Source organism: Nitrincola alkalisediminis, assembly GCF_009821115.1.
In the GTDB taxonomy this organism is placed as follows: domain Bacteria; phylum Pseudomonadota; class Gammaproteobacteria; order Pseudomonadales; family Balneatricaceae; genus Nitrincola; species Nitrincola alkalisediminis.
The window spans coordinates 339,888-361,180 of sequence record NZ_VYTY01000002.1 but is presented as its reverse complement, the minus strand read 5'-3'; the positions used below and the strand labels follow the sequence as shown (position 1 = coordinate 361,180).

The window sequence follows — 21,293 nt, the reverse complement described above, 5'->3', positions numbered from 1 at the left end:
TTTTATTCCTTTATGAGTTGGGGGATTCCATTTGTAAACGTAGCCCAAGAGAGTCTGCGTATGATGCGTTTATTTGGGCCGACGCTTAGGCGGCCTGTCTCACCCTCAATGTAACTTCCTGGGCGCATGCTTAGTTCGTTTAAGGCAGAGTGCAAACGCCAAGCATCAGCACCGAGTGCATAAAACTTGCCTTCGTTTGTGTGGGTGTTGTCACGTGAAGCGGCTAATGTATTGCGTAGTTCGGAAGACTCGGAGAGGCGCCATGGAATATCAGTGAAGCTGATACGGGCCAGATCGGTATCTCGTACGTTATCAATCGAGCCTTCGAATAGATGAGACGTCGCCATAACCGGAATTTTAGCAACGTAGTGGTAAGCCAGCATTGGGTTAATTAAGCGGGCATCACGTGCATCAACAGCCATGAAAATAACATCTGTTTCATGACTAACGTTCACGCGCTGGCCGCTTTGAGAGCGACGCGGCATGGTTTGGGCCAACAGGCGATCATTGTTAAGCAGGCCTCTAATTTGTGCAGAGGTATCGCCTTGCGCCTTGAATTCGAGCGTAGCAAGCGTTTGTCCACCTTGTCTGAAAAATGCCTGTTCTATGGATTGGCCCAAACGTTGCGCCCATGGGGTATCACTTGTAATAATCAAAGCAGTTTGATATCCCAGCTCAGATGCACGCTTTGCCAGTTCAGTGGCTTCATGTTCACTGGATAAATCCAGTTGAAAGGGTGGGTTTGAGCCTGTATTGGTCTGGTTAAGGGCCAGTACGGGTACAGGGTGGTTGGGCAGTTCTGCTAAGCGATTGACATACTCACGTTCTAAGGGGCCGATAATAATTTCCAAGCCGCGTTGTGCCGCAATTTCAAAGAGTTGTTCTGGGTTGGTTATTTGCGTGCTGTCGAGCGTTTCAATGTGTGTATTCAAGGCTCCATCTGTTAGCATCGCGGTTGTAAAGCCGTCTGTAATGTAGCGGGCGATTTCGGCCAATGGGCCTGAGTAAGGGAGTAATAAGCCAATACGACGGCTACCTGGTGCTATAGATTCAAGAGCGGTGCCGGAGAAAAAGGGCGTTTGTTGGGATATTGGGCTGGAAAGGGTCGCTGGGTGCTGTGCCCATAGCGCTTCCCAGTCTTCTAACGCATCTTCTTTTTCGTCTGCTGACAGGTCTGAACGTTGTATCAACGCCAACTCAAACCAGCCTTGTTCGAAATAATTATTCTGCGGATTTTTTACAGCAGCATGTAAATCAGCAAGAGATGTTTGATCTAAGGTTTTTTCAATCAATTCTCGAAGTGCATTTTGTGTTTGCTTATCATCGGTCATTTGTGTACCTGTGACTAACTCACGAAGTGCACTGATCGGATCCGACGTTTGCAGATAAATAGAAGAGCGGCTTTGGCTGATCTCTAAAATATCATCTGGAGCAAGCTCAGCTGGGAAGCGTGCGTAAGACCAGTAATCGAGGGCTTGGCGCGGATTGTTGTTCAACAACGCGTGTTCAGCACGAATACTGGCAATATTTAAACTCAAATATGTCGGTAGTGTGCGCGTGTCCAGTTGATCTAAGATTTGATTGGCATCATTGGTTTGATTTCGGGAGTATAAAACCCTTGCGGCTTCAATACGCAGTTCGACGGAGCGTTCTCCACTGGCTTGATTGGCGGCGTTTAATAAGCGCGTGACAATATCATCCTTAGGAAGAGTGGGCTGCAAAGTGCCTGTCGAAGGGGTACTGCAAGCGGATAGGAATAGAGCAAAAAATAGCAAAGTCAAAGACAAGGCTAATCTATTCGTCATATACTGTTTTTTCCTGCAAGTATTTGGAAACATCATGTCAGATCCGGTTTTGTATGTCATAGCCACTCCCATTGGCAATCTTGGTGACCTGTCAGAACGTGCAATACGTGTGCTGAGCCAGGTCGATTTGATCGCGGCTGAAGATACTCGGCACTCAGGTCGTTTAATGGCACACTTTAACATTAAAGTGCCCATGATTTCAGTCCATGACCACAATGAAAGTCAAAGAATTGAGCTGATTCTTAAGCATCTTGCCAAAGGGCATAGTATAGCCTTGGTTTCGGATGCAGGAACCCCTTTAATTTCAGATCCTGGTTATATTCTGGTGAGAAGTGTCCGTGAAGCGGGTTATCGGGTGTCCCCCGTGCCGGGTTGTTGTGCCTTTATTGCGGCGTTAAGTGCATCCGGTTTGCCGTCGGACCGTTTTATGTTTTATGGATTTTTGCCAGCAAAGCGTGTTAGTCGTGTGCGCACGCTCAATCAATGGGCTGACGAAACCTCGACACTTATCTTTTATGAATCCACCCATCGTATACTCGACAGTCTAGAAGACATGATAGAGGTCTTTGGGGGCGCGCGTGAGGCTGTTGTCGCACGAGAGCTGACCAAAACCTTTGAAACGATTAAGCTCGATACCCTTGCCTCTTTATTAGATTGGATGAAAGACGATCCTAACCAACAAAAAGGAGAGTTTGTGGTGATTGTGCGTGGTGCACCCCCTCGGATCGATGAAGAAGAGTTGGATAAAAAAACCTTGGACATGTTGGCGCTACTGGCAACTGAGTTGCCACCCAAAAAGGCTGCGGCGTTAACATCAACTATAACAGGTGCCAATAAAAAACGCCTTTATCAGCACTTATTGGATTCCTAGGCTTGCACTTTATTAAGATCCTGCTATCCTGCCCGCGGGAGTTTGCTGGACAGTCGCTGCTTTGCTTGCAAAGTGGAGGAAAGTCCGGGCTCTACAGGGCAGAGTGCCAGATAACGTCTGGGCGGCGCGAGTCGACGGAAAGTGCAACAGAAAGTATACCGCCTAAGGGCTCTTCGGAGTCACGGTAAGGTTGAAATGGTGCGGTAAGAGCGCACCGCGTGGGTGGCAACATTCCACGGCGATGGAAAACCCCACTCAGAGCAAGACCAAATAGGGATCCTTAAGGTGCGGCCCGTACTGGATCCGGGTAGGTCGCTAGAGGTGCATGGTGACATGCATTCGAGACGAATGACTGTTCACGACAGAACCCGGCTTACAGGCAAACTCCCAACTTTTTACAGTCCTATAGGCGTTAATGTTCATCATCATAGTGTATGACGGATAAAAGACGAATAGGCACTTCGATCAGCTGCTCTGGTCCATGCGGTACTTCTGCATCAAATGACAGGCTGTCACCGGGCCCCATTTCATACAAATGGTTGCCGTGGCGATAGAGTATTTTACCCTCGAGCATATAAATAAACTCTTGTCCTGGATGTGAAAAGGTCGGAAAGACTTCTGCAGCATCATCCATTGAAATCAAAAAAGGCTCATAGGTTTTCTTCTTACCGCGATGGTAGCTTAGCAGTTGGTAAGTATGGCCTTTTTCCGTTCCACGTCTCACTACCTCCATGCCTTGCCCTGACTTTGTCAGTTGGGCACCTCCTTCCGGGCGATCATAATCGCTAAATAACTTCGAAATAGTTAAGCCAATTGCATCACATAGACGACTTAGCGTGTCTAGGCTTGTTGAAACCTGTGCATTTTCTATTTTGCTGACCATGCCCTGACTAAGTCCTGCAATTCGAGCAACGTCCATAATTTTCAGACCCTGTTCCACGCGCGTGCGTTTCACCTTCATTGCAATGTATTGCTCAAGTTGTAGTTTTGGATCTTGTTGTGTCATGCCGTATGCCTCTTATTGGTGCTGAACCTGATCATCTGGATCTAATTTGAATCACGACTCAGCGTCAATTCTGCGTCAAGGATTCCTATTATAGCGCAACTATTAATTCCCATCAGGAATATTTATTTCATTATTTGTTTGGTTTTCAAGCGCTTGTAAAAAATCTGTTTTAAGTCTTTTTGTACACGTCAGTTTGGCAAGAATGTTGCTTTATCCAGAAGAAATTAAATTTCTTAAAGGTAAAAGTAGGTTTGCCATGAAGAAACAGCATTATTCTCATCTTTTTAAAAAGAGCTATGCACCGCTGACTCTGGGTGGGTTGGCAATCAAGCATTGCGCAAGGAGAGCCTTATGCCTTGGCAATTGTTGAAGTACGGGTTCAAGCGCTCTCACGATGAACCCCGTTTTTTCCCCGAAGCACGGCCACTAAAAAAGCATTATGACGTGGTGATTATTGGCGGTGGTGGACATGGGATGGCCTGTGCCTATTACTTGGCAAAGGACCACGGAATTACCGATGTTGCTGTATTGGAGCAGGGCTATATTGGCGGTGGCAATACTGGGCGTAATACAACGATTGTTCGCTCAAACTACCTGACTCCAGAGGGCGTTAAGTTTTATGACACAAGTGTCAAGCTCTTTGAGGACTTGGCCGACGACTTCGATTTGAACATCTTTTACTCGACACGTGGGCATTTTACCCTAGCGCATACCGACAGTGCGCTCAGAACCATGCGCTGGCGTGCTGAAGTGAATAAACACTTAGGGGTCGCCAGTGACGTCGTCGACTTAAAAACGCTGGCTGAAGAAGTGCCCTATATGGATTTGACCTGTGCGGGTCACAGTCCAGTGATGGGGGCACTTTATCACGCGCCCGGTGCCGTTGCGCGTCACGATGCGGTTGCTTGGGGTTATGCGCGTGGTGCCTATAATCGAGGCGTTGAGCTGCATCAAAAAACCCGTGTTTTGAATATCCGTACAGACAATGGGCGCGTCTGTGGAGTTGAGACGGATCGCGGTTTTATCAGCTGTCGCCAAGTGATTTCAATGGTCGCAGGCTCCACGCCGCGAATCACCGAAATGGTCGGTCTCTCCACACCAATTGAAATTTACCCCTTACAAGCCTGCGTCACTGAACCTGTAAAGCCATTCATGGATACGATTGTGGTGTCGGGCAGTCTGCACGTCTACGTCAGTCAGTCATCGCGCGGTGAATTGGTCATGGGCGCTTCGGTCGACCCATCCGTCTTACATTCAACACGCTCCAGCTTCGATTTTACAGAAGGTCTGGCTGACAAAATGTTGGATCTCTTCCCCTTCGTGAGTCGATTAAATGTGATGCGCCAGTGGGCCGGAATGAGTGATATCACACCCGACTTCGCGCCGATTATGGGGGTTACTCCAGTCAAAGGCTTTTACCTGGATGCAGGGTGGGGAACTTGGGGATTCAAAGCCACACCTGTCAGTGGCAAAACCATGGCGTGGACCTTAGCGCACGAGCGCAATCACGAATTAATAGAACCTTTTCGTTTATCTCGTTTTGCCGACTTCGATCTAGTGGGCGAAAAGGGAGCGGCCTCGGTTGGTCATTAGGGAGCAAGTCATGAAGCTTTTAGAGTGTCCGGTGATCGGAAAAAGGCCTATCAGTGAGTTTGATTATATGGGTGAAATTCGCATTCCACCCCTTGCAGCTGACGAAAAAACCTGGAGTGAGTATGTATTTAACCGCAAAGGTGCGCCTTGCAGTTTGAAAGAAGCTTGGTACCACCGTCCAACAGGGCGTTGGTACGTTGTTGTGCGCAATACCCTAACCGATGAAATAGAAGCCCATGTCGATATATCTGAGGTGCAATATGAATTACCGGCTTGAACCTCAACCCTATGAGTGGATCTCTCGGGATAACGCAATTCGTTTTACGTTTGAAGGCCGAGAGTTTCAGGCGTTTGAAGGTGACTCTATTAGTTCGGGTCTGTTGGCAAATGGTCAATCTATTCTAGGCCGCAGTTTTAAATACCATCGTCCTCGTGGAGCGTTGACACTGGCCAATCATGATGTCAACGCACTTTTCCAAACAGATGAAAAGCCGAATGTTCGTGGTGATGTGGTTGCGTTAGAGCCTGGCATGACGTTAACAGCGTGCAACGTCAATGGCACGGTCATTAAGGATAAAGATGCCAAAATTGAATACGCTGCCCGTTTTCTTCCGGTTGGTTTTTATTACAAAACCTTCCATAAGCCAAAAAAACTCTTCCCCTTTTGGGAAAAGATCATTCGGAGCAAGGCAGGGCTGGGGCAGGTAAATACTCAATGGGATGCCCAACGGCAATCGAAGTCCTATGCATTTTGTGATCTTCTTGTGATTGGCGCTGGGTTATCGGGAATGCAATCGGCTTTGGCTGCAGCCGATGCTCAACTCAACGTGGTGCTGGTGGATGAGAATCCTTTTATAGGGGGGAGTCTCGATTATCAACTGGCACACGAACCCAGAGTTAAAGCGTTACGTGAGTCTCTGAAAGCGTCAGTATCCACGCACCCAAATATTCGCCTCTACACCTCAACGCTGGCTGTCGGTTGGTACACAGATCATTATCTGCCCCTGTTAACACCTCACGGCATTATTAAGCTGCGTAGTCGTGCTGTTGTTCACGCGACGGGTGTTATGGAGCAACCCGCTGTTTTTCGTAACAATGATCTGCCAGGCGTAATGATGGCCTCGGGAATTCAACGCTTGATCAGCCGTTACGCCGTTAAGCCTGGGCAAAATGCACTTGTGCTGACCAGTAATGACGAAGGGTATCGTGCGGCGCTGGATATGTGTGAAGCGGGGATAGCGGTTGTTGCTGTTGTCGACATGGAGTCCATCGCACAACGAGGTGAGTGGGCTGAGAGGGTGCTTGCAAAGGGCATTCGGGTTTTGGAAAAACACGGCATTTACGAAGCGATTGGCCGTCAGTCCGTGCAGCGTGTGATCGTAGCCCCCTTATCAGGTGAGTCCTGTGATCTAGCGAAAAAAGACGTCATTGATTGCGACTTGATCGCGATGAGTGTGGGATGGGTTCCGGCGGCTCAATTAATTTATCAAGCAGGGGGCAAACTCAGCTACGATGAGACTCTCCAGCAATTTGTGCCCGAATCTTTACCCAAGGGTATTTTTGTTTGTGGCCGTTTAAATGGCGCGTTTACCGTCGATCAGCGTATATCCGATGCCAAGGCCGTTGCGCAAGAGGCCGTTGCATTCCTAAAGGGGCAGCATGAACCGCGTGATTTATCCCAGTATCGTGATACCACTGCACACAGTCATCCATGGCCAATTATTGAGCATCCCAAAGGGAAAAATTTCATCGATTTTGATGAAGATTTGCAACTTAAGGATTTAAAAAACGCGATTCTGGAAGGGTTTGACAATATTGAATTGCTCAAGCGTTTCTCGACGGTTGGTATGGGGCCGAGTCAAGGCAAGCACTCCAACATGAATGCCATTCGAGTTCTGGCGCGCGCTCAAGGACTTAGCATTAACGCAACAGGCTCGACAACGGCTCGCCCATTTTTCCATCCGGTGCCTATCTCGGCACTTGCAGGGCGTCGCTTTCGCCCTGAACGACGCAGTCCACTTCATGCTTGGCATGAAGCGCATCAGGCGAAGTTCATGGAGGCGGGTGTTTGGCTCCGCCCCGAGTATTACGGTGCATCCTCGGCTCGACTGGACTGCATTCAAGAAGAGGTGGAAGCCGTTCGATCCCGTTTGGGAATCATCGATGTGTCGACGCTTGGCAAAATCGAAGTGATGGGGCCAGATGCTGCGCGCTTATTGGATTTAGCCTACACCATGAAAATGTCGACGCTAAAACAAGGCATGACACGCTATGCGCTGATGGTGGATGACAGTGGTGTCATTATCGATGATGGCATCGTTGGGCGGGTGGCGTCGGATCAGTTTTATGTGACGGCCACCACGAGTCATGCCGATGCAACCTACAAAGTATTATCTAAGTACGTGCAGTTTTGTCGCTTAAATGTGCGATTGGTGAATCGCACAGGCAGTTTGGCGGCGATTAACTTAGCTGGGCCAGAGAGTCGAAAAGTACTTGCGCCTCTGACATCTATCTCCTTGTCTGAGTCTGATTTTCCATACCTTGGTATGCGAGAGGGGCTTTTGTGTGGCTATCCAGTTCGGCTTATTCGAGTGGGGTTTGTTGGAGAGTTAGGGTATGAAATACACCTGCCTCATGACGCGGCATTGGAAGTATGGCAACGGCTTATGGCGGCGGGTCAGACGGTGGGTATTAAGCCCTTTGGCGTGGAGGCGCAACGCATACTCCGCTTAGAAAAGGGTCATATCATCATAGGGCAAGACACGGACGGTTTGACACATCCATACGAAGTGGGCATGTCTTGGGCTGTTCCGCTTAACAGCAAAGCCTGGTTCACAGGAAAACCCTCCTTGGCTCGCTTAAAGTCATCCTGCCAACGCCAGTTGGTGGGTTTCAAGTTGGCACAAGGTGCACCTAAAGATCTCGTTAAAGAATGCCATTTAGTGATTGATAACAACGAGATGGTGGGGCGCGTAACCAGCGTGGCCTACAGCCCGACACAGCAGTGTGTCATAGGTTTAGTGATGTTAGATCAACCCTATGCCGATACCTCCAATCCTATTCATATTCGCGTTGATGATGGCCGTTTAATCAGAGGGGAGCGTTGTAGATTGCCCTTTTATGACCCTGAAGGGATTCGGCAAACATCGGCTGTAGAGGAGGTGTTGCTATGAAATCAGTACAACTTACCCCCATCACAGATTGGCAGGCATGGATCTTGACGGGACCTGATTCAAGCGTGGCTTTCACAGGAATGGAAGCGCCCGCAGAGGTTATGACAGCGGTGTTCAGCGATGGACATTTGATTGCCAAAACAGGACGCGATGAGTTTTTGGCCTTTGTTAAAGAAAGCGCCGTTCAGCCTCAATCAACTTGGTGCTTTCGTCGACATGATCGAATCCTGCAGATTCAGGGATCAGCATGGGAAGAGGCGATGCTGTGCCTGTGTCAATTTGATTTTCATCGGATGCAGCCAAACGAATGGCAAATGTTGGCAGTTGCAGGAATTAACTGTTGGCTTTGGAAAGATCCGAATCCTGATCAGGGCATTTTAATTGGGTTTGACCCTGGATATGCCGAGTATTTGGAACACATTTTTCACGACGTGATACACGAATTAGAGCTGAGATCAGTCAATTTAGGAGGTGCATTATGATGCCCACAGATGTTCAATCATTCATCGATACTCATCAGATCAAATATGTCTTGGCGCAGTTTGTCGACATTCATGGTGTCGCCAAAACCAAGTCTGTTCCCGTTCATACCCTGATGGATGTTGTCGAAAAAGGTGCAGGGTTTGCAGGGTTCGCTGTGTGGGGGATGGGAATGCAGCCGCATGGGCCTGATTTCATGGCACGTGGTGACTTGTCGACCTTAAGTGCGGTGCCTTGGCAGCCAGGCTATGCTCGTTTGGCATGTGATGGCTATGTGAATAAAGCGCCTCATCCATTTTGCAGCCGCGTGTTGTTAAAGCAGCAGTTAAAGCGTTTAGAAAAGAAAAAGTGGACATTAAACACAGGATTAGAGCCGGAGTTCTCCCTCTTTCGCAAAACACAAGACGGCAAGTTGGTGCCTGTGGATGAAAGTGATGTATTGGATAAACCCTGTTATGACTATAAAGGCTTATCGCGATCACGAGAATTCTTAGAGCAATTGGTGGAGTCTCTGCAAGCTGTCGACTTTGATGTGTATCAAATCGATCATGAAGACGCCAATGGGCAGTTTGAAATTAACTACACCTATAGCGATGCACTAACCTCGGCAGATCGTTTTACCTTCGTTCGCATGGCAGCGGGCGAAATTGCCAATAAGCTGGGCATGGTCTGCTCATTTATGCCAAAACCGGATGCCAGTCGGACCGGTAATGGCATGCATTTCCATCTGTCTATTTCGGATGAACATGGGCGTAATTTGTTCAATGATGACTCGGACCCGCGCGGTATGGGCTTGTCTAAAATGGCCTATCACTTCATTGCTGGCTTACTGCACCACGCTCCGGCCCTCTGTGCCTTTGCGGCCCCTACCGTCAACTCATATAAGCGCTTAGTGGTCGGGCGCTCGTTATCAGGCTCGACTTGGGCGCCTGCATATATTTGTTACGGTGATAACAATCGCTCGGCAATGGTTCGAATTCCATACGGACGTCTAGAGTTTCGTTTGCCCGACTCCGGTTGTAATCCCTATTTGGTGCACGCTGCATTGATTGCGGCGGGTATGGATGGCATTGAGCGAGAGCTCGATCCGGGTGAGCCGCACAACATCAACTTATATGAACTTGATCGTCAGCAATGCAAAGAGAAGGGCATTGAGATTTTGCCACAAAACCTTGATGAGGCGATTAATGCACTTGAAGCCAACAGCATGTTTTCTGAAGTGCTGGGAGAGGCGTTTGTGAAGGAGTTTATCAATATCAAGCGCATGGAGTGGATTGAGTACAGCCGCCATGTTTCCGATTGGGAATTAAAACAATACGCAGAGTTTTTCTAGTTGGAATGTAGGAGAGATTAGTATGTGTGGAATTGTCGGATTGTATTTAAAAAATCCTGCTCTAGGTCCGAAGTTAGGCGCTTTATTTGAGCCTATGTTAATTGCAATGACAGAAAGAGGCCCAGACAGCGCGGGGTTTGCCATCTATGGAGATGAAGTACCTGAGCATTGGATTAAGCTGACGTTGAGACATCCCGATCCCTATTTTGATTGGGAGACCTTAGCTGAACGGGCTAAAACGGAGCTGAGTGCTCAGTTGAGTTGGTTCCAAAATGCCAACGTAGCCGTTTTTAAGCTGGAAGCGGATGAGGTGTCAGCAAGAGGCTGGTTCGCGGAGCATGCAAAGGATGTATTGATTTTAAGCGTTGGTCGTTCTATCGAAATTTTAAAGGAAGTTGGGCTGCCGATTGAAATTTCAGAACGTTTTTCCTTATCGGGCATGCAAGGAACCCACATTATTGGCCATACCCGTATGGCGACGGAGTCGGCCGTGACCATGGCTGGAAGCCATCCTTTTTCAACAGGCATGGACTTGTGTCTTGTACACAATGGTTCACTTTCAAACCATAACCGCTTACGTGAAAACCTGAAGCGGGAAGGAATCAGTTTTGAAACGGAAAACGACTCTGAAGTGGCGGCGGGTTATTTAACGTGGCGTTTACGTGAGGGAGACACGCTCAAACAAGCCCTTGAAGGTGCGCTGACGGATCTTGACGGCTTTTTTACCTTCACCATCGGGACACGAGATGGCTTTGCGGTGATCCGGGACCCCATCGCGTGTAAGCCAGCTGTTTTGGCTGAAACAGACGACTATGTGGCGATGGCATCTGAGTATCAAGCCTTAACCAGCTTGCCTGGAATTGAAAATGCCAAAGTATGGGAACCTGAGCCTGCAACTGTCTATGCCTGGGAAAGAGCAAGTGTTTGAGGAGCGATGAGATGAGAACTATTGATATCACACATCAAAGCGTTAGAGATTTAAATCAAGCCTTACATGATCAGGCACCCGAGTGCACTGAACGTGAATGGAAAGTGCTTAACCCCGCCGGAAAACACAATATTGCCTGCGGTTTGGATCAAAACCTCTCTGTCGACATCATGGGACACACTGGCTACTTCTGTGGCGGGATGAATAAAAAAGCCCATCTTGTCATTCACGGAAATGCTGGCCAAGGCGTGGGTGAAAATATGATGTCGGGCAGTATTCGTGTCAAAGGCGATGCATCGCAAGCGGCTGGTGCTACGGCACACGGCGGCTTGTTGGTCATTGAAGGCAATGCGGGTGCGCGTTGCGGTATTTCGATGAAAGGCGTGGATATTGTTGTTAAAGGCAATGTTGGGCACATGAGTTGTTTTATGGGGCAAGCGGGTCACTTGGTTGTTTGTGGTGATGCTGGCGATGCGTTAGGAGACTCGCTCTATGAGGTGCAAATCTTCGTGAAAGGGAATGTGAAGTCTCTTGGTGCGGACTGTGTTCAAAAAGAGATGCGTGCCGAACACCTTCAAACCTTAAAAGACTTGTTTAATCGCTCTGGAATCGATGAAGAGCCTGAAGCATTCAAGCGGTATGGATCTGCTCGTAATCTCTACAACTTTAAAGTGGATAATGCATCTGCCTACTGAGGAATTTAGTATGACTGATATCAATGTTAAGCCCGGTATGCGCGAGTCCGCAACCTTTGATCGTAATACGATTGCTGAAATTCAACGTGCCGCAGACACAGGCATTTATGATATTCGTGGCTTTGGTGCGAAACGAAAAGTACCGCATTTCGACGACTTGTTGTTTTTAGGTGCCAGTATGTCGCGCTACCCACTTGAGGGCTACCGTGAGAAGTGCAATACCTCTGTCACCTTAGGTACACGTTTTGCCAAAAAACCGATTGTGATCGAAACCCCCGTCACGATTGCAGGCATGAGTTTTGGTGCCTTATCGGCAAATGCGAAAGAAGCCTTAGGACGAGGTGCCTCTGCTGTTGGAACGTCAACAACGACAGGGGATGGTGGCATGACCCCAGAAGAGCGAGGGCAATCCAGTAAGCTCGTCTATCAATACTTGCCATCACGCTACGGTATGAATCCGGATGATCTTCGTAAAGCTGACGCCATTGAAGTCGTTCTAGGGCAAGGAGCGAAGCCTGGCGGTGGCGGCATGCTCCTTGGGCAAAAAATCACGGATCGCGTCGCAATGATGCGGACGTTACCTAAGGGAGTCGATCAGCGCTCTGCATGCCGACACCCGGATTGGACTGGGCCTGATGACTTGGCCATTAAGATTCAGGAGCTTAGAGAAATCACCGATTGGCAGGTGCCAATTTACATTAAGGTGGGTGCCACGCGAACCTATTACGATGTCAAGCTGGCCGTCAAGGCTGGTGCAGATGTGATTGTGGTGGATGGTATGCAAGGTGGAACGGCCGCAACACAGGATGTATTCATTGAGCATGTGGGTATTCCGACTCTGGCTGCCATTCCTCAAGCCGTGCAAGCTCTGCAAGAAATGGGTATGCATCGTAAGGTGCAGTTAATTGTATCGGGCGGGATTCGCAATGGCGCAGATGTTGCTAAATGCATGGCCTTAGGGGCGGATGCGGTTGCAATTGGTACGGCGGCGTTGATTGCCTTGGGATGCAACCACCCTAAATGGCAATCGGAGTATGAAAAAATCGGGTCCGCTGCCGGTTTTTATGATGACTACCACGAAGGAAAAGACCCAGCGGGTATTTCCACGCAGGACCCTGACTTAATGCAGCGACTAGACCCAATTGAGGGAGGGCGCCGAATTGCAAATTATTTGCGGGTGCTGACCTTAGAAGCGCAAACACTGGCTCGAGCTTGTGGCAAAAATGATCTTCGCCATTTAGAACCAGAGGATTTAGTTGCGCTGACCGTTGAGGCTGCAGCCATGGCGCGGGTGCCATTGGCTGGAACTCAATGGATACCCGGTCAATCCTTTTAAATGATATGTCCTCTGCCAGAGAGCCTATTCGGGAGATACGACGATGGATCCTATGATTATTGAGTTGGGCTATGCCCTAGATACCTTCTATTTTTTGATGTGCACGGCACTCGTGATGTGGATGGCCGCAGGCTTTGCGATGCTGGAAGCTGGCTTGGTGCGCTCAAAAAATACCGTTGAAATCTTGAACAAAAACGTTCTTTTATACGGCGTTGCCTGCACGGTTTATCTGTTTATTGGCTATAACATTATGTACCCCAGTGCGCCCGTCAATAGCCTGATTCCAGGTATAGACTTTTTACTGGGCGAAGATCACACATTGGAAAGTGTATTAAGCGGTGACGAAGATGCCCCTTACTACTCCAGTATGGCGGATTTTATTTTCCAAGCCGTCTTTGCTGCAGCCACCATGTCCATTGTCTCTGGCGCTGTTGCCGAGAGAATGCGACTTTGGCCATTTCTCGTGTTTGCCATTTTTATGGTGAGTGTGATTTATCCGGTATCTGGGTACTGGAAGTGGGGTGGTGGTTTCCTAGATGAAATGGGCTTCCAGGATTTTGCAGGCTCCATCGTCGTGCATGCAGCAGGAGCGGCGGCTGCTTTAGCAGCGGTCATTTTGGTGGGTGCGCGCAAGGGGAAGTACGGTCCCAAGGGCGAGGTGAGACCCATCCCAGGCGCAAATTTGCCCATGGCCACGTTGGGTATGTTTATTCTATGGATGGGGTGGTTTGGGTTTAATGGCGGATCTGAATTAAAGATCGCAAACCTTGAAGAAGCCAACGCCGTTGCGCAAATTTTTGTCAATACAAATGCGGCCGCAGCATCAGGTGCAGTCGTTGCTGCACTCTTTGCTAAATTCCTGTTTGGCAAAACAGATATTACGATGACGATTAATGGGGCTTTGGCAGGTTTGGTCTCCATTACAGCTGAACCCCTGTTGCCATCGCCGGGATTGTCTGTGTTGATTGGGGCTGTCGGTGGAATAGTTGTCGTCGTGTCTGTATTGGCTTTGGATAAGCTCAAACTGGATGACCCCGTCGGTGCGATATCGGTTCACGGCAGTGCCGGAATTTGGGGGATTTTTGCCGTTATGCTCAGTAACTCAGAGGCAACGTTTATGGGGCAATTGATAGGCACTTTGGTCATCATTTCTTGGATGTTTGTCGCCAGTTTTGTCGTGTTGTTTATCTTGAATCTGATTATGCCTCTGCGCGTGAGCGAGGATGAAGAACTTGAAGGCATGGACATCCATGAATGTGGGATGTTGGCCTATCCTGAGTTTGGTCCAGCATCTCAAGCGTCCGATCCTTATCAGGATTCAGACTCGACTTCATCAACAACACGGTCATCCCGCGTTTCATCACCTGCAGCTGCGGGTTGAAACATCGTAAACCCTCCATCCAAAAGGCCTGTATAGGCCTTTTTTTATGCCTGACGTTTACAAAAAAATAATAATTAAATTTGCGTGAAAACTTCGCTCTGGATCTCGCCTAACGACACTGTTTTTATTAACAGTATTCTGTTTTTTCTGATTTATAGGGTTGACTTTAAAGAGTTTTCTGCCTGTCGTGCAGTCATGTCAGAGATCTGCTCTTTTTGCACAATTGATAAATGCTGATTTGCCCTCATGCCTGCCCTTGCATTGGTTGGGCTTACTATCTATAGTGTGCAATTGTGGGTAAAAGTGGTTCAAAGTGGTTCAAAGTGGGGTAAATGGAGGTTCAGTGGGCATCATGTTCCGCGGAGTCAATCCGATCAATCTGGATGCAAAGGGACGCCTCGCGGTTCCGGCTCGCTATCGCGATATGATCGCTGAGCATTGCAATGGACAGATGGTGGCCACTATTGACACTGAAGCGCGTTGCTTATTGCTGTATCCCTTGCCGGAGTGGGAAGTCATACAAGCAAAAATCGAGGCTTTACCCAGCTTTAATAAAGCCGCTCGACGCATCCAGCGTTTATTGATTGGTCATGCAACAGATCTTGAGCTTGATGCCAATGGTCGTTTATTGCTGCCATCAAGCTTGCGTGAATACGCAGGGCTGGATAAGAAGCTCATACTGCTAGGCCAAGGACGAAAGTTTGAGATATGGAGTGAATCTCATTGGAACGAAACTCGTGATGAATATCTTGATGAGACGGATTCAGCAGAATTGCCTGCTGAAATGCTCGATTTGTCACTCTAAATAACGCGATAGCTTGATAAAACGATAGGATCTGCATGACTCAGGAATTTATTCACACCACGGTATTGCTTCAAGAAGCGGTTGACGCCTTGGTCACAGATCCCTCAGGTTTTTATATTGACGGCACATTTGGTCGAGGGGGACATTCCTCCAAAATCATTCAAACACTCGGTCCAGATGGTCGTTTGATGGCCATTGATAAAGATCCTGAAGCGATTGCCTATGCTCAGGCGCATTTTGGCGATGAGCCGAGATTTGAAATAGAACACGGGTCCTTTAGTGAAATCAGTCACTTTGCTGAAACGCGAGGGATGCGCGGTAAAGTGACGGGCGTGTTGTTGGATTTAGGAGTCAGCTCACCTCAGTTAGATGATCCACAACGCGGTTTCAGTTTTATGCATGATGGTCCCTTGGATATGCGCATGAATACATCGGTAGGCGAAAGCGCTGCGGAATGGATTAATCGTGCCTCTGAGGCTGAAATAGCTGATGTCTTGTATCACTACGGTGAGGAGCGTTTTTCGCGACGTATGGCCAAGGCCATTATTATGGAGCGCCAAACATCCCCGATTTTGACGACGGGTCGCTTGGCCAAAATAATTACGGATGCCAATCCTCGTTGGGAAAAAGGTAAAAATCCAGCGACGAGAGCGTTTCAGGGGATACGTATCCACATTAATAAAGAGTTGGATGATATTGAGCAATGCTTGGATCAAGCGCTGGACGTTTTGGCCATTGGCGGGGTGTTGGTTGTGATCAGTTTTCATTCTTTAGAAGATCGCATTGCTAAGCGGTTTATTCGTAAGCATGTTAAAGGAGACGAGCACCTGCCGACTGGAGTGCCCTTTACCCAGTCTATGTTAAATCAGCGTTTACGCTCGGTTGGAAAAGCGATTCGTGCAGGTAAAGACGAGTTGAATGTCAATCCTAGAGCGCGTAGTGCCGTGATGCGAGTGGCTGTGAAATGCGCTTGAGCGATATTAAAAAAAACGTTCTTTCGTGGCGACGAAATGATGAAGCATCTGTTGAGCCGTTAATTGACAGTGGTGAGCTATTTCGTCCTGCCGTGATTTTATGTGTTTTGATTATCGCAATTGTGATGACAGCCCTTTTGGTAATTCAAGCGGCATACGACTACCGCCGCTTATTTAATGATCATCAAGTTCTTGTACACCAGTGGGATGAGTTGCAAGTTGAATGGGGTCAGCTCCTTTTGGAACAAAGTACTTGGGGCGGTCACAGCCGAATTGAAAGTGAAGCTGAGTCTCGCATCGGTATGAGAGCACCCGAACCTTCTGATATAGAGATCGTAAGAGATGAGCAGTAAAGTAGAACAGCATCAAGGACAAGCGGCTAAAGGCTGGCGTTTGTGGCTGGTCTTTGCCATTTTTTTGGTTCTCGTGGTAGGTATTACCGGCAAGTTGTTGTCTTTGTACATGGTCGATCAAGCCTTTCTTCAGAATCAAGGTGATGCACGCAGTGTGCGTACCATGCTGATACCCGCACATCGTGGTTTGATTACGGATCGAAATGGTGAACCCTTAGCGGTGAGTGCGCCTGTAGCCAGTATTTGGGTTGACCCCCGATTTATAGACGTACAACATCGTAATTTCCGTCGTTTGAGTCAAGTGCTCGAAATTCCTCATGATGAATTGTTGAGCCGCTTGCAAAGCAATGCTGAGCGTCGATTTGTCTACCTGCGTCGTCAAGTGACACCTGAACTGGCTGAGAATGTTCAGGTTTTAGGCATTCCAGGTGTCAATGTTGATCGGGAATATCGTCGCTTCTATCCGGCAGGTGAGGTCACGGCTCACATCGTTGGTTTTACCAATGTCGACGGTGAGGGGCAAGAGGGCATGGAGCTGGCCTATGAACAAATTTTAAGTGGTGAACACGGTCGTAAATTGGTGATGCGGGACCGTGTCGGACGTACGATAAGCCATATTCGTTCTATACAGGATGCACAGCCCGGTACTGACTTACAGTTGAGTATTGATTTACGCCTCCAATATATGGCGTATCGTGAGCTTAAAGCCGTGGTTGAGGCCCATAATGCGGATTCAGGATCTGTTGTTATTCTGGATGTGCAGACGGGTGAGGTCTTGGCAATGGTTAACCAGCCTTCGTACAACCCAAACGATCGGTCTCGACTTCAGCCTGCGGCCTTGCGCAATCGAGCCATGACCGATTTGTTTGAGCCGGGATCAACGGTTAAGCCTATGTCAGTTGCCGCGGCACTAATGACTGGGCGCTACAAGCCCGACACAGTGGTGAAAACGTCGCCCGGGACCATGAGGGTTCGCAATGCGACCATACGTGATTTTCGTAACTACGGTGATCTGGATTTAACCGGCATTATCACTAAATCCAGTAACGTTGGAACCGTGCGCTTGGTGCTTGATATGGAGCATGATCGATTGCCTTCATTGCTGCAAAATATGGGCATGGGGCAAATGACCCATACAGGTTTCCCCGGTGAGCGAAGCGGTGTATTGCCGTTTGTTTCAGAGCGTCAAGTCGTTGAGCGTGCCACCATGTCCTATGGTTATGGCCTATCCGTCACCCCTTTGCAGCTCGCGCAAGCCTATATTCCCTTTGCTTCAGACGGCATTATGCGCCCTGTTTCCTTGCTTAAAATTGATGAAAATAAAGGCCATCGAATCATGCCTGAGGGCGTCGGACATCAAGTCTTGGATATGATGGAGACCGTCATTGGGCCAGCAGGAACGGCAAGACGTGCCGCAGTGACGGGCTATCGTGTTGCAGGAAAAACAGGCACCGTGCATCGACTCGGTAGTAGTGGTTATAACCGTGATGAGTATACCGCTGTATTTGCAGGTATCGCTCCCGTCTCCGATCCGCGCCTCGCAGTTGTAGTTATGGTTGATAACCCTAAAGGTCGAGAGTACTACGGTGGGGAAGTGGCTGCGCCAGTCTTTTCACGTGTGACTCAGGGGGCGATGCGTCTACTTAACATCGACCCAGATAAGTGGCCTGAGGGGAAAGGGCAGGTGGCCAATCGATGACTGAAACTATTTATCATAATACCCCCTTGTCTCACCTTCTGGACGTCCAGCACGATCTACTGGACGCCTGTTGTATTCAGGGTGTTGTCACCGATAGTCGTGCGGTAAAGCCCGGTTTTTTGTTTATCGCACGTCAAGGTGTTCATTTGGACGCTACTGGCTTTATTGGGCATGCCATTGCACAAGGCGCTGTTGCCATTTTGCAAGAAGCTGAGTCTTATAGCATTGAAGAGCGCTCTGGTGTTGTTTATGTTTATGTGACGGATCTTTTGCAGTGTGCTGGACGCGTGATCAGTCGTTTTTTTGGTGACCCCTCATCCGCTATGCAGATGATCGGTATAACGGGCACCAATGGTAAAACCTCTTGTACGCATTTTATCGCGCAGGCATTGACTCATGTGGGTACGAAAGCCGCGGTGATTGGTACGATCGGGAACGGACTGATCGGGCAACTCACCTCAGCAACTCATACCACACCCGAAGTAGCTAATTTGCATGCGTTGTTGGCTGACTTTAAGCAATCAGGTGTGCAATCCGTTGCCATGGAAGTCTCCAGTCACGCATTGGATCAAGGACGAACGGAAGGCGTAGAGTTTTCAATTGTCGGCCTAACGAACTTGACCCGAGATCATCTGGACTATCATCAGACAATGGAAGCGTATGCTGAGTCCAAATCTCGTTTGTTTCAAAATCCAGCTGCCACACAAATTCTGAATGTAGATGACATGCTTGGACAAAAAGTTATGGGTGAAACGACGGCTAAACGTCGCTACACCTACTCCTTGCATGACCATAAAGCCGATATTTATTTAATCAATGCCACTCAGCATGCGCAGGGAATGACCCTGTCTATTGCCTCTCCTTGGGGGATTGTTGAGTTTGAGTCCCGTTTAATGGGGCGATTCAACATCAGTAATTTAATGCTAACCCTCGGTGTGTTGGGGGAGTTGGGTCTGAGTTGTCAGTCCATAACGCAGGCATTAACGGAGCTTAACTCTGTTTGTGGTCGTCTAGAAAAGGTTTCAGATCATCAAGAGTTTAGCGTGTTTGTCGATTATGCCCATACACCCGATGCGCTAGAACAGACGTTAAAAGCCTTGAGTGAACATCAGTCGAGCACTGGACGCATTATTTGTGTGTTTGGTTGTGGTGGCGATCGCGATAAAGGTAAACGGCCATTGATGGCACAGGTGGCATCAACCCTTGCCGATCTCATTATTATCACCAGTGATAACCCGCGCACAGAAGACCCGCTCAAGATCCTTGCAGAGATTGAAGTCGGTATCACGCCGCATGCGACGCAGCATCTAATCGAAGTTGATCGAGCGCGCGCAATTTACAAAGGGATTGAATTGGCACGTACGGGGGATATTGTTTTGATTGCAGGCAAGGGACACGAATCGTATCAAGAAATAAATGGAGTTAGGTCACATTTTAGTGATCAAGAGGTTGCACGTGCTGCACTTGCGGTAGAGAGGCGTTTGACATGATTGGTCATTGGAATGTAAATGACGTAGTTGATTCCTTGTCAGCTGAAACTCAGCACGACACGGATTTTGTGTTTACCCATGTTTCGACAGATACACGAAATATCCAACCCGGTGATATTTTTGTGTGTTTAAAAGGTGAGCATTTTGATGCCCACGATTTCGTGGCTTATGCCCGGGAGAAAGGTGCCGTAGCTGCGGTTGTCGAGCGTTTTGTAGAAGACGAGCTCCCTCAATTAAAAGTGGCATCAACCTTAACAGCTTTAGGTCAGCTAGCGGCTCTGAATCGTCAACGTTTTCAAGGAAAAATGGTTGCCGTTACAGGAAGCAGTGGTAAAACCACGGTTAAAGAACTGCTTGCCGCGATGTTTGCTTGTAAAGGTCCAACCTTGGCCACTTTGGGTAATCTAAACAACGAAATAGGAATGCCATTAACCCTATTGCGTTTGGAGGCTACTCATCAATATGCAGTCATTGAAATGGGGGCAAGCGGTGCAGGTGAAATAGCACGAATGGTGTCGTTTGCTCGACCAAATGTTGCTGTTCTGAATAATGCCTTTGCTGCACATATAGAAGGGTTTGGTAGTCTTGAAGGTGTGGTGAAAGCAAAGTCTGAAATTTATCAAGGCTTACCTGAGGAGGGGGTTGGAATCGTCAATTTGGATGATCCGCACGCACCCTACTGGATAGAAAAGCTCAAGCAACAACACAGTCGGTACATGACATTTTCCTTGAACTCATCTGAAGCCGATGTATGGGCGTCAGATATGGGGGAAGACAGTCGTGGATGTGGCAATTGCCGACTCCATTACCAACAGGAAACGTTTCCACTTCAACTGAATTTACTGGGTCAGCACAACATTGCAAATGCGGCGGCTGCAACCTGCGCTTGGGTCGCGATGGGCATGTCCTTTAGTGATGCTAAACAGGGGTTGGAAGAGTGTGTCGCTGTGAAGGGACGAATGAAACCTTCCTTGTTGGGTTCTGTGCTCATTATTGATGATAGTTACAATGCCAATCCTGAGGCCATGAAAGCGGCCATCGATTATTTAGCCAAACGCCAAGGATGCAGTACTCTGGTCTTGGGTGATATGGCCGAGTTGGGAGAGGATGCCGAGCAACTACACGAATCGATCGGTCGTTATGCGGCGCAAATGGGCATTATGCGTTTGCGAGTGTGCGGGCCTTTGATGAAAAAAGCAGTGGACGCTGCACAGCAAGAAGGCATGGATGCACGTTACTTTTCTAGCCAATCTGAATTGATTGATTTACTAAAACAAGAACTGACGGAAACCAACACACTTTTGGTGAAGGGCTCTCGCAGTGCGGGTATGGACAGAGTGATACAGGCTCTGCTACATGGGGAAAACTAGG

General features: G+C 48.4%; 18 protein-coding genes and 1 other RNA gene. 17 read left to right on the top strand and 2 right to left on the bottom strand.

Annotated elements, in window-relative coordinates; all coding sequences use genetic code 11:
• Positions 1–2: 2 nt before the first annotated feature.
• On the bottom strand, positions 3–1,805 hold the full coding sequence (locus tag F5971_RS04790) for a penicillin-binding protein activator (protein ID WP_193494304.1): 1,803 nt from the start codon (positions 1,803–1,805) through the stop codon (positions 3–5).
• A gap of 34 nt (positions 1,806–1,839) precedes the next feature.
• Between F5971_RS04790 and rsmI the strand changes: the two genes are divergently transcribed.
• Complete coding sequence (gene rsmI / locus F5971_RS04785; protein ID WP_193494303.1) at positions 1,840–2,676, top strand: 16S rRNA (cytidine(1402)-2'-O)-methyltransferase; 837 nt, start codon at positions 1,840–1,842, stop codon at positions 2,674–2,676.
• 37 nt (positions 2,677–2,713) lie between these two features.
• Positions 2,714–3,068, top strand: an RNA gene (gene rnpB / locus F5971_RS04780) — RNase P RNA component class A.
• Positions 3,069–3,088: 20 nt separating this feature from the next.
• On the opposite strand, the gene F5971_RS04775 is transcribed toward rnpB, so the two are convergent.
• On the bottom strand, positions 3,089–3,682 hold the full coding sequence (locus F5971_RS04775; RefSeq protein WP_036509493.1) for a helix-turn-helix domain-containing protein: 594 nt from the start codon (positions 3,680–3,682) through the stop codon (positions 3,089–3,091).
• A 351-nt stretch (positions 3,683–4,033) separates the two neighbouring features.
• On the opposite strand from F5971_RS04775, the gene F5971_RS04770 reads away from it, so the two are divergent.
• The 15 genes from F5971_RS04770 to F5971_RS04700 all read left to right on the top strand — a co-directional run bounded on the left by F5971_RS04770 (position 4,034) and on the right by F5971_RS04700 (position 21,292).
• Complete coding sequence (locus F5971_RS04770) at positions 4,034–5,275, top strand: FAD-dependent oxidoreductase (protein WP_036509497.1); 1,242 nt, start codon at positions 4,034–4,036, stop codon at positions 5,273–5,275.
• Positions 5,276–5,285: 10 nt separating this feature from the next.
• Positions 5,286–5,552, top strand: coding sequence for a sarcosine oxidase subunit delta (locus tag F5971_RS04765; protein WP_036509499.1), 267 nt, complete (start codon positions 5,286–5,288; stop codon positions 5,550–5,552).
• Positions 5,536–8,448, top strand: coding sequence for a 2Fe-2S iron-sulfur cluster-binding protein (locus F5971_RS04760; RefSeq protein WP_036509502.1), 2,913 nt, complete (start codon positions 5,536–5,538; stop codon positions 8,446–8,448). The genes F5971_RS04765 and F5971_RS04760 overlap by 17 nt, the downstream gene beginning before the upstream one ends.
• Entirely contained in the window at positions 8,445–8,930 is a 486-nt protein-coding gene (locus F5971_RS04755; protein ID WP_051514313.1) for a hypothetical protein, read from the top strand. Before F5971_RS04760 ends, F5971_RS04755 begins: the two co-directional genes overlap by 4 nt.
• A complete protein-coding gene (glnT, locus tag F5971_RS04750) occupies positions 8,927–10,261 on the top strand; it encodes a type III glutamate--ammonia ligase (RefSeq protein ID WP_036509505.1) in 1,335 nt (444 codons plus the stop codon). The genes F5971_RS04755 and glnT overlap by 4 nt, the downstream gene beginning before the upstream one ends.
• A gap of 22 nt (positions 10,262–10,283) precedes the next feature.
• Positions 10,284–11,189: a class II glutamine amidotransferase gene (locus F5971_RS04745; RefSeq protein WP_036509515.1), complete on the top strand. Its 906-nt coding sequence runs from the start codon at positions 10,284–10,286 to the stop codon at positions 11,187–11,189.
• A gap of 11 nt (positions 11,190–11,200) precedes the next feature.
• The gene (locus tag F5971_RS04740) at positions 11,201–11,884 is read left to right on the top strand and encodes a GltB/FmdC/FwdC-like GXGXG domain-containing protein (protein ID WP_036509519.1); all 684 of its coding nucleotides are present in this window, start codon (positions 11,201–11,203) and stop codon (positions 11,882–11,884) included.
• A gap of 10 nt (positions 11,885–11,894) precedes the next feature.
• Entirely contained in the window at positions 11,895–13,220 is a 1,326-nt protein-coding gene (locus tag F5971_RS04735) for an FMN-binding glutamate synthase family protein (RefSeq protein ID WP_036509521.1), read from the top strand.
• Between the two features lie 43 nt (positions 13,221–13,263).
• Positions 13,264–14,601 carry an ammonium transporter gene (amt, locus tag F5971_RS04730; RefSeq protein ID WP_193494302.1) on the top strand — a complete coding sequence of 446 codons (1,338 nt, stop codon included), beginning with the start codon at positions 13,264–13,266 and terminating at the stop codon, positions 14,599–14,601.
• Between the two features lie 352 nt (positions 14,602–14,953).
• Positions 14,954–15,406, top strand: a complete 453-nt coding sequence (gene mraZ, locus F5971_RS04725) for a division/cell wall cluster transcriptional repressor MraZ (RefSeq protein ID WP_036509638.1) — start codon at positions 14,954–14,956, stop codon at positions 15,404–15,406.
• Positions 15,407–15,441: 35 nt separating this feature from the next.
• Positions 15,442–16,380 carry a 16S rRNA (cytosine(1402)-N(4))-methyltransferase RsmH gene (gene rsmH, locus F5971_RS04720; RefSeq protein WP_193494301.1) on the top strand — a complete coding sequence of 313 codons (939 nt, stop codon included), beginning with the start codon at positions 15,442–15,444 and terminating at the stop codon, positions 16,378–16,380.
• Complete coding sequence (ftsL, locus tag F5971_RS04715; RefSeq protein ID WP_246187763.1) at positions 16,377–16,733, top strand: cell division protein FtsL; 357 nt, start codon at positions 16,377–16,379, stop codon at positions 16,731–16,733. Before rsmH ends, ftsL begins: the two co-directional genes overlap by 4 nt.
• On the top strand, positions 16,723–18,432 hold the full coding sequence (locus tag F5971_RS04710) for a peptidoglycan D,D-transpeptidase FtsI family protein (protein WP_036509524.1): 1,710 nt from the start codon (positions 16,723–16,725) through the stop codon (positions 18,430–18,432). Before ftsL ends, F5971_RS04710 begins: the two co-directional genes overlap by 11 nt.
• Positions 18,429–19,922, top strand: a complete 1,494-nt coding sequence (locus F5971_RS04705) for a UDP-N-acetylmuramoyl-L-alanyl-D-glutamate--2,6-diaminopimelate ligase (RefSeq protein ID WP_193494299.1) — start codon at positions 18,429–18,431, stop codon at positions 19,920–19,922. The genes F5971_RS04710 and F5971_RS04705 overlap by 4 nt, the downstream gene beginning before the upstream one ends.
• Positions 19,919–21,292: a UDP-N-acetylmuramoyl-tripeptide--D-alanyl-D-alanine ligase gene (locus F5971_RS04700; protein ID WP_193494298.1), complete on the top strand. Its 1,374-nt coding sequence runs from the start codon at positions 19,919–19,921 to the stop codon at positions 21,290–21,292. Before F5971_RS04705 ends, F5971_RS04700 begins: the two co-directional genes overlap by 4 nt.
• Position 21,293 lies beyond the last annotated feature (1 nt).